Below are 6,147 nucleotides of genomic sequence, written 5' to 3' on the forward strand. Positions count from 1 at the left end.
AATTATAATTACAATCGCATTTGTCATATATTATTAATCTGCCTCATTTAAGTTTGACTATGTCAATCCTGTCTATCACGCCAATTTCCTCCAGGACTCTGATCATTCGGTAGACTGTGGCAGTACCTATTGAATCATCTTTCTTTTTGACATTACAACAAATATCCTTACATGAGGACCCATCATTTTCTGCAATTACATCTGCTACCAGTCTTCTTTGTTTTGTTATGCGCATTCCGCTACTTTTCAATGCTGTGATGATCTGTTCGTTGCTCATAATCTTGTTCTCCGTTAGTTGTCACTAACCGTCCCCCAACAATAAAGCCCGCTCTTGAACGGGCTTTATTACATTATTTGTTTTTGCATGAACAGGCAGCCTTGTGGCAAGCTCCCGCTGATGGACACCCGATGCAGTGTACACCTTTCTTCTTTTCCTTATAAATATATCTGATAGCAAGTCCAAGAATCATTACGATAATTACAATTGCAATAAAATCTGTCATTTTACTAACACTTTCTTACTTATAGTAAACGACATAGGCTTTTGCCTATTGTCGTTTGCAGCGCCGGATTTTGGTCGCTGAAAGCGACATGTTTCATTACAAAATCCGTGTGCATCCCTGCGGAGCTTTTATAGTAAGCGACAGATACTTCTGACGTTTACTATAAACAGATCAGTCCAGCTTGTACTCCAAAACCATCTCTTTCTGATTTCTCCGGATCAGGTATACGATAAATGCTGCAAAAACAGCAATCGCGATAAGTCCATATACAAAGCCTGCTCCCAAAGCGCCTGTTGTAATGAGAGTTCCGATCTGATATACAAGGAATCCAACAGTAAAACCTGTTGCAAGCTGAAGTCCAATAGCACCCCACAGCCACTTAGCTGACTTCATCTCAGAATTCATAGCTCCAAGAGCCGCAAAGCAAGGTGGTGTATAAAGATTGAACATAAGATATGCAAGGGCTGCAACCTTGGTAATTCCCATTACTGCTGCTACTGCATTTCCTTCACCGATAAGCTCAAGCTCCTCTGTATCGATGAGGTTAGAGATTGCATATACTGTTGCGATAGTACCAACAACATTCTCTTTTGCGATGAAGCCTGTAATAGCTGCCGCTGCAAGCTGCCAGCTGACAACACCAACTACAGGTACGAGAAGATATGCAAATGGTCCTGCAACTCCTGCAAGGATCGATGTGCTCTCCATTCCCTCTTCAACCGGCTTGAAGCTAAAGTCGAAGGTCTGCATGATCTGTACAACTGTGTTACATACAAGGATAACTGTTCCGGCCTTAACGATATATGCCTTACCTCTTTCAAGCATTGACTTAAGAGCAAATGAAAGGCTTGGAACTTTGTACTCTGGAAGCTCAATGATGAAGAAGCTCTTTCTGTACTTCATACCAGTGATAGCCTTGATAAGAAGTGCTCCAAGGAGGATCAGAAGGATACCACCCATGTAGCAGATAAAGCTTACCCATCTTGACTCCGGGAAGAATGCTCCGGCGAAAAGAGCTATTACAGGAAGCTTGGCTCCGCATGGCATGAAGGTTGCAAGCATGGCTGTTGCACGTCTCTCCCTCTCATTCCTGATGGTTCTGCAGGCCATGATAGCCGGAATTCCGCAACCGGTACCAATAATCATAGGGATAACTGACTTACCTGAAAGTCCAACCCTCTTAAAGATAGGGTCAAGAACAACTGTTGCTCTTGCCATATATCCGCAGTCCTCTAAAAGAGCGATGAGGAAGTACATAACCATAACCAGTGGAAGGAAACCAACAACGGCACCTACACCACCGATAATACCATCAACAAGCAGAGCATAAAGGAGTGGATTGGCATCTGCCATTGCATCTCCAACCATTCCCTGGAAGGACTCAATCCAGCCTGCAAGGATATCTGCAAGCCATGTTCCAACTGTTGTCTGTGAGATATAGAATACAAGCCACATGATGGCTGCAAAGATCACAATACCAAGAACAGGATGTGTAACTACGTTATCGATCGTATCGCCAAAGTTCTTGTCCTTGGTGAATACCTTACGGTTCTCTACTTCGCTTACGATCTTATTGACAAACTCAAATCGCTTTCTGTCAGCTGCCTCAACCTCATCCTTGCTGGTAAGATCGATATTACCCTGAACATATGGCTCTTTCTGACCCTTACCCTCAAGTTCAGCAGCTGCCTTGACAACTTCCTTAAGACCTGTCTCAGAAGTAGCTACAGTCTTGATAACAGGACAACCAAGCTTCTCTGAAAGGAGCTTCTCATCAATAGAGTTGCCCTTCTTATCATTGGCATCATTCTTGTTAAGAGCAACAACTACAGGAACCCCAAGTTCAAGGAGCTGTGTTGTGAAAAAGAGGCTTCTGCTAAGATTAGTTGCATCCACGATGTTGATGATAGCATCAGGATGCTCGTTCTTAACATATCCGCTTGTGATGCTCTCCTCTGATGTGAATGGAGACATTGAATATGCTCCGGGAAGGTCTACTGCGATCAGCTCCTTGTCGCCATCATAGTAGCTCTTTTTGATAGCACTCTCTTTCTTGTCAACTGTAACGCCGGCCCAGTTACCGATCTTTTCAGATCTACCGGTTAAGGCATTGTACATGGTTGTTTTGCCGCTGTTGGGATTACCCGCCATAGCGATTCTCATTTTTTCATCCTCCTAAAAGTTGCAATATCATTCAAAACACGTTTTAAATGTGTCTTCGAATCTTACTGAATTCTGATAGCATTCGCTAACTCAGGGTCAATATTATATCTTGCATCCTTAATAGCGACTACCAAATTTCTCTTTTTGTCTACAACTGTGATCTTCTCTCCACTATAACAACCAAGTGAAAAGAGAAAGCTCTCCATCTCTTCATCGCCGCCAGTTGCGACATTTTCGATTGTATATTCTGTACCGAGTGCTGCTTCGTTAAGTGACATAGACATTTTACTCTCCTATTTGCTTAAGTGTCGTTAGCAATGTATTACATCAATTAGCTTATGCTAACTTCATTCATAGGATATGCTTATCAATAATAATTGTCAATAAGAATTTTTCAAAAAACCCAGATTTTATCAGCTTTTACGCAATTAAATTGGTAATAATTTACACAGCGAAAATGCCAACTATTTAGCCGGCACTTGTATTTCCATTTGTTTTTCCTCATGGGTTATAGTATTCTTAATTGTAAGAAAAAGCTTAAGAAAGGTGGCCAAATTATGGCACTTCAAGAATCTGGAGAGATGTATCTGGAGACAATTTATGTTCTTTCACAAAGCCACACCAATGTCCGTGCCGTTGATATCGGCGAGGAGCTAGGTTATTCAAGGCCTTCTGTTAGCCGCGCCATGCATCTTCTTAAGGATGAGGGGCTGGTCAAGACTGATGACTATGGTTTTGTTGTTTTGACAGAAGCAGGCAAAGTTCTGGCTAAGCGCATCTACGAGCGCCATACAGTACTGACTGAAGCACTTAAGTATATTGGCGTTGACGATAAGATTGCCTCCGAAGATGCTTGTCGTGTGGAGCACTACATCAGTGATGAGACCTTTGATGCAATCAAGGTTTTCATGGCTGGCAAGAAGCAAAAGAAATAAAATGAGATGCCAAGGTTTTTTGCCAAGGCATCTCTGAAAAAAGACCGCTTTCCATGATCGCAAATGCTGATGCAGCACCTACAAATCCACAACCTATAACAGCTACTTTCCTATAATTTAATCCAGCCAAGATGTTTCCTCCTTTTCCACTACTTTATTCTGAAAACTGATTTATTCTATAACTTCACCGTTTCTTGAGATTGTTACAACCTGCCAGGGAAGGAATTTGCCACTATTTCTAATAGCATTTTCAGCAGCTCTCTGAAGACCTCCGCAGCAGAGAACTTCCATCCTTACTATCGTAACACTTGCAATGTCGTTCTTGCTGATAATTTCTGTCAATTTCTCTGTGTAGTCTCCCTCATCAAGCTTGGGACAGCCTATCATTGTGATCTTGCCCTTCATGAAATCCTCATGCATGTTGGCATAAGCGTATGCTGTGCAGTCTGCAGCGATAAGGAGTTTTGCGCCGTTGTAAAAATCTCCTGTTGTTGGAAGAAGCTTTATCTGACATGGCCACTGCTCAAGCCTTGATGGATGTGATACAAATCTGTCTGCTAAAGTCGCATTACTATCTTCCTTTGAATCCTCTTTTTTCTCGAACTTCATAAATCTTGAGCCGGGGCATCCTCCGCTTTCATGGCCTTCATGATGTCCACCAGGGCAGGCCTTTAGCTCTTTTGCCTTATTAACAGCAGCTTCATCGTATTCAGGAGCTTCCCTCTCTTCAAATGTGATAGCACCTGTAGGACAGGATGGAAGGCAGTCGCCAAAACCATCGCAGAAATTTTCTCTTACAAGCTTTGCTTTTCCATCGACCATTTCGATAGCACCTTCATGACATGCGTTCGCACAAAGCCCACAACCAATGCATTTATCCTCATCTATCTTTATTATCTTACGTACCATATTTTCCTGACCTCCTTGCTTTTATGATGTCAGTTTAATATGATTTACAATATAAGTATGTTGTTATAACCACATTTTATGGAGAATTTATATGAATATTGAAGTTCTGCAGAAAATTCCCCTTTTCAGAGGAATGACAGAAAATGAGATATCTGCTTTACTGAAGTCGCTTGATGCAAAAAAGCAGAATTATAAGAAGAATGATCTTATACTACACGCAGGTTCCAAGCCCGGAGTCATAGGGATCGTATTATCCGGAAGTGTCACAATCTTAAGTGATGATATATGGGGAAATAGAACTATCCTAAGCCATGTAGAAAAAGATGGGATTTTTGCTGAGGCCTACGCCCTTCTCGAAGATGTTCCCATGTTGGTTGATGTCATGGCCAACGAAGGCTGTTCTATACTTATGCTCAAAACAAAAGGAATTCTGAGCTCAGTAGTGAGCCAGAATTCCTGGGATTACAAATTCCTGCGCAATCTTTTATTAATATCTTCAAAGAAAAACCTAAATCTGTCAGGTCGGAGCTTCCACACTTCTCCTAAGACGATCCGTGAAAGAGTAATGTCATATCTGAATACACTTTCCCTACAGAATGATAGTAGTGAGTTCGACATCCCTTTTGACCGCCAGCAGCTCGCTGATTACCTGAACCTTGAAAGAAGTGCCCTTTCTAAGGAGCTTGGCAAAATGCAGAAGGAAGGAATAATTGAAACGCGGAAAAGTCATTTTAAGCTCCTTACGCCTTAGAATCCGGCATCGATGTGGCCTTTAAATATCTCCTTTATGCCGGTTTCTTTCTGATCTTCCATATGGCTGCCTTTATCAACATCCCGTCCCCCTGGTCCAAATATCAGTTCTTTTCATAAAATACGATATCCATCTGCTCGTTTATCTTTTCGATCTTACCGGTCCGGTGATATCCCATCTTTTCGTAGAGATGACAATTTCCCTTTTCCTGCAATATGGTATCAAGGCACCAGTTGTCAGCACCATATATCCTCTCAATTTCGAGAAACGCCTGCTGTGCTAAGCCCATGTTCCTGTATTCCTTCATGATCCATATCGGAGAAATGCGTTTTCTGCTTCCGTCTGCTTTATCAATCACACGGACCACACCTGCTCTCTCACTATCTGCCACTATGAAATGAACTACCTCCACCGACTCTATGTCGGAAGTGGTTTCTGTTATGCCGCAGAGCGGCATGAACCTTTGGGATGCTTAGTGCATCCCAAAGAACAGGGCATGTCCACTATGCCCCTATCCCATTGGGTTACCTTTGGGAATACTTTTCTTAAGATATTGGCAGCTCCGTTTATGTCTGCATTTGTTATTGTCCCATCGTAGTGCCTGTAAAGTCCACGTTTTATCCTTTTTCCGGAAAAAACATAGTCAGCATTACTTCCCTTTTTATACACAGGGATTGCATCCATCGCAAGGAAATCCGCTTTGGATGTATAGCTCTCTTCCGTAAGCGCAAACATGATCCCGTATTCAGCAAGCTTATATCTTAGCATATCTGCAAATATCAGCATTGGTATCTGCACAAAATTCTGGTTACTGATATGCCCCATACCCGCTTCCTGTTTCTGGAATACATTATGCCCCATCACTACGACATCTACATGGTTATCC

At 42.2% G+C, this 6,147-nt stretch carries 9 protein-coding genes and 1 pseudogene; 2 read left to right on the plus strand and 8 right to left on the minus strand.

The annotated features are described in order from the left end of the window. Positions 1–43: 43 nt before the first annotated feature. The 4 genes from G603_RS0114025 to G603_RS0114040 all read right to left on the minus strand — a co-directional run bounded on the left by G603_RS0114025 (position 44) and on the right by G603_RS0114040 (position 2,944). Positions 44–277, minus strand: coding sequence for a Fur family transcriptional regulator (locus G603_RS0114025; RefSeq protein ID WP_035793347.1), 234 nt, complete (start codon positions 275–277; stop codon positions 44–46). Between the two features lie 73 nt (positions 278–350). Next, positions 351–503, minus strand: a complete 153-nt coding sequence (locus G603_RS22460; RefSeq protein WP_155830960.1) for a FeoB-associated Cys-rich membrane protein — start codon at positions 501–503, stop codon at positions 351–353. Between the two features lie 171 nt (positions 504–674). After that, on the minus strand, positions 675–2,666 hold the full coding sequence (gene feoB / locus G603_RS0114035) for a ferrous iron transporter B (RefSeq protein ID WP_026670625.1): 1,992 nt from the start codon (positions 2,664–2,666) through the stop codon (positions 675–677). A gap of 62 nt (positions 2,667–2,728) precedes the next feature. Then, positions 2,729–2,944 carry a FeoA family protein gene (locus G603_RS0114040; protein WP_026670626.1) on the minus strand — a complete coding sequence of 72 codons (216 nt, stop codon included), beginning with the start codon at positions 2,942–2,944 and terminating at the stop codon, positions 2,729–2,731. 279 nt (positions 2,945–3,223) lie between these two features. On the opposite strand from G603_RS0114040, the gene G603_RS0114045 reads away from it, so the two are divergent. Beyond that, positions 3,224–3,601 (plus strand): metal-dependent transcriptional regulator, encoded by a 378-nt coding sequence (locus G603_RS0114045; protein WP_026670627.1) that lies wholly within the window; start codon positions 3,224–3,226, stop codon positions 3,599–3,601. A gap of 28 nt (positions 3,602–3,629) precedes the next feature. On the opposite strand, the pseudogene G603_RS23260 reads toward G603_RS0114045, so the two are convergent. Next, a pseudogene (locus tag G603_RS23260) lies at positions 3,630–3,731 on the minus strand (L-lactate dehydrogenase); the annotation flags it as partial. A gap of 41 nt (positions 3,732–3,772) precedes the next feature. Then, on the minus strand, positions 3,773–4,510 hold the full coding sequence (locus tag G603_RS0114050) for an ATP-binding protein (RefSeq protein ID WP_026670628.1): 738 nt from the start codon (positions 4,508–4,510) through the stop codon (positions 3,773–3,775). A 91-nt stretch (positions 4,511–4,601) separates the two neighbouring features. Here G603_RS0114050 and G603_RS0114055 point away from each other — a divergent pair, with 91 nt between their 5' ends. Beyond that, positions 4,602–5,261, plus strand: a complete 660-nt coding sequence (locus G603_RS0114055; protein WP_026670629.1) for a Crp/Fnr family transcriptional regulator — start codon at positions 4,602–4,604, stop codon at positions 5,259–5,261. Positions 5,262–5,364: 103 nt separating this feature from the next. Here the strand turns inward: G603_RS0114055 and G603_RS20510 are convergent, their stop codons facing one another. After that, positions 5,365–5,652, minus strand: coding sequence for a GNAT family N-acetyltransferase (locus tag G603_RS20510; protein ID WP_051207905.1), 288 nt, complete (start codon positions 5,650–5,652; stop codon positions 5,365–5,367). Positions 5,653–5,699: 47 nt separating this feature from the next. Beyond that, the coding region (locus G603_RS20515) for a zinc ribbon domain-containing protein (protein WP_330367660.1) at positions 5,700–6,147 on the minus strand (448 nt) is incomplete at its 5' end.

This window comes from Butyrivibrio sp. AE3006 (assembly GCF_000424165.1).
Lineage (GTDB): Bacteria > Bacillota > Clostridia > Lachnospirales > Lachnospiraceae > Butyrivibrio.

Excerpts from the sequence above, each read along its gene's own strand:
- G603_RS0114025 (WP_035793347.1), bottom strand. The coding sequence starts at position 277 with ATGAGCAACGAACAGATCATCACAGCATTGAAAAGTAGCGGAATGCGC.
- G603_RS22460 (WP_155830960.1), bottom strand. The coding sequence starts at position 503 with ATGACAGATTTTATTGCAATTGTAATTATCGTAATGATTCTTGGACTT.
- G603_RS0114045 (WP_026670627.1), top strand. The coding sequence starts at position 3,224 with ATGGCACTTCAAGAATCTGGAGAGATGTATCTGGAGACAATTTATGTT.
- feoB (WP_026670625.1), bottom strand. The coding sequence starts at position 2,666 with ATGAGAATCGCTATGGCGGGTAATCCCAACAGCGGCAAAACAACCATG.
- G603_RS0114050 (WP_026670628.1), bottom strand. The coding sequence starts at position 4,510 with ATGGTACGTAAGATAATAAAGATAGATGAGGATAAATGCATTGGTTGT.
- G603_RS0114040 (WP_026670626.1), bottom strand. The coding sequence starts at position 2,944 with ATGTCACTTAACGAAGCAGCACTCGGTACAGAATATACAATCGAAAAT.
- G603_RS0114055 (WP_026670629.1), top strand. The coding sequence starts at position 4,602 with ATGAATATTGAAGTTCTGCAGAAAATTCCCCTTTTCAGAGGAATGACA.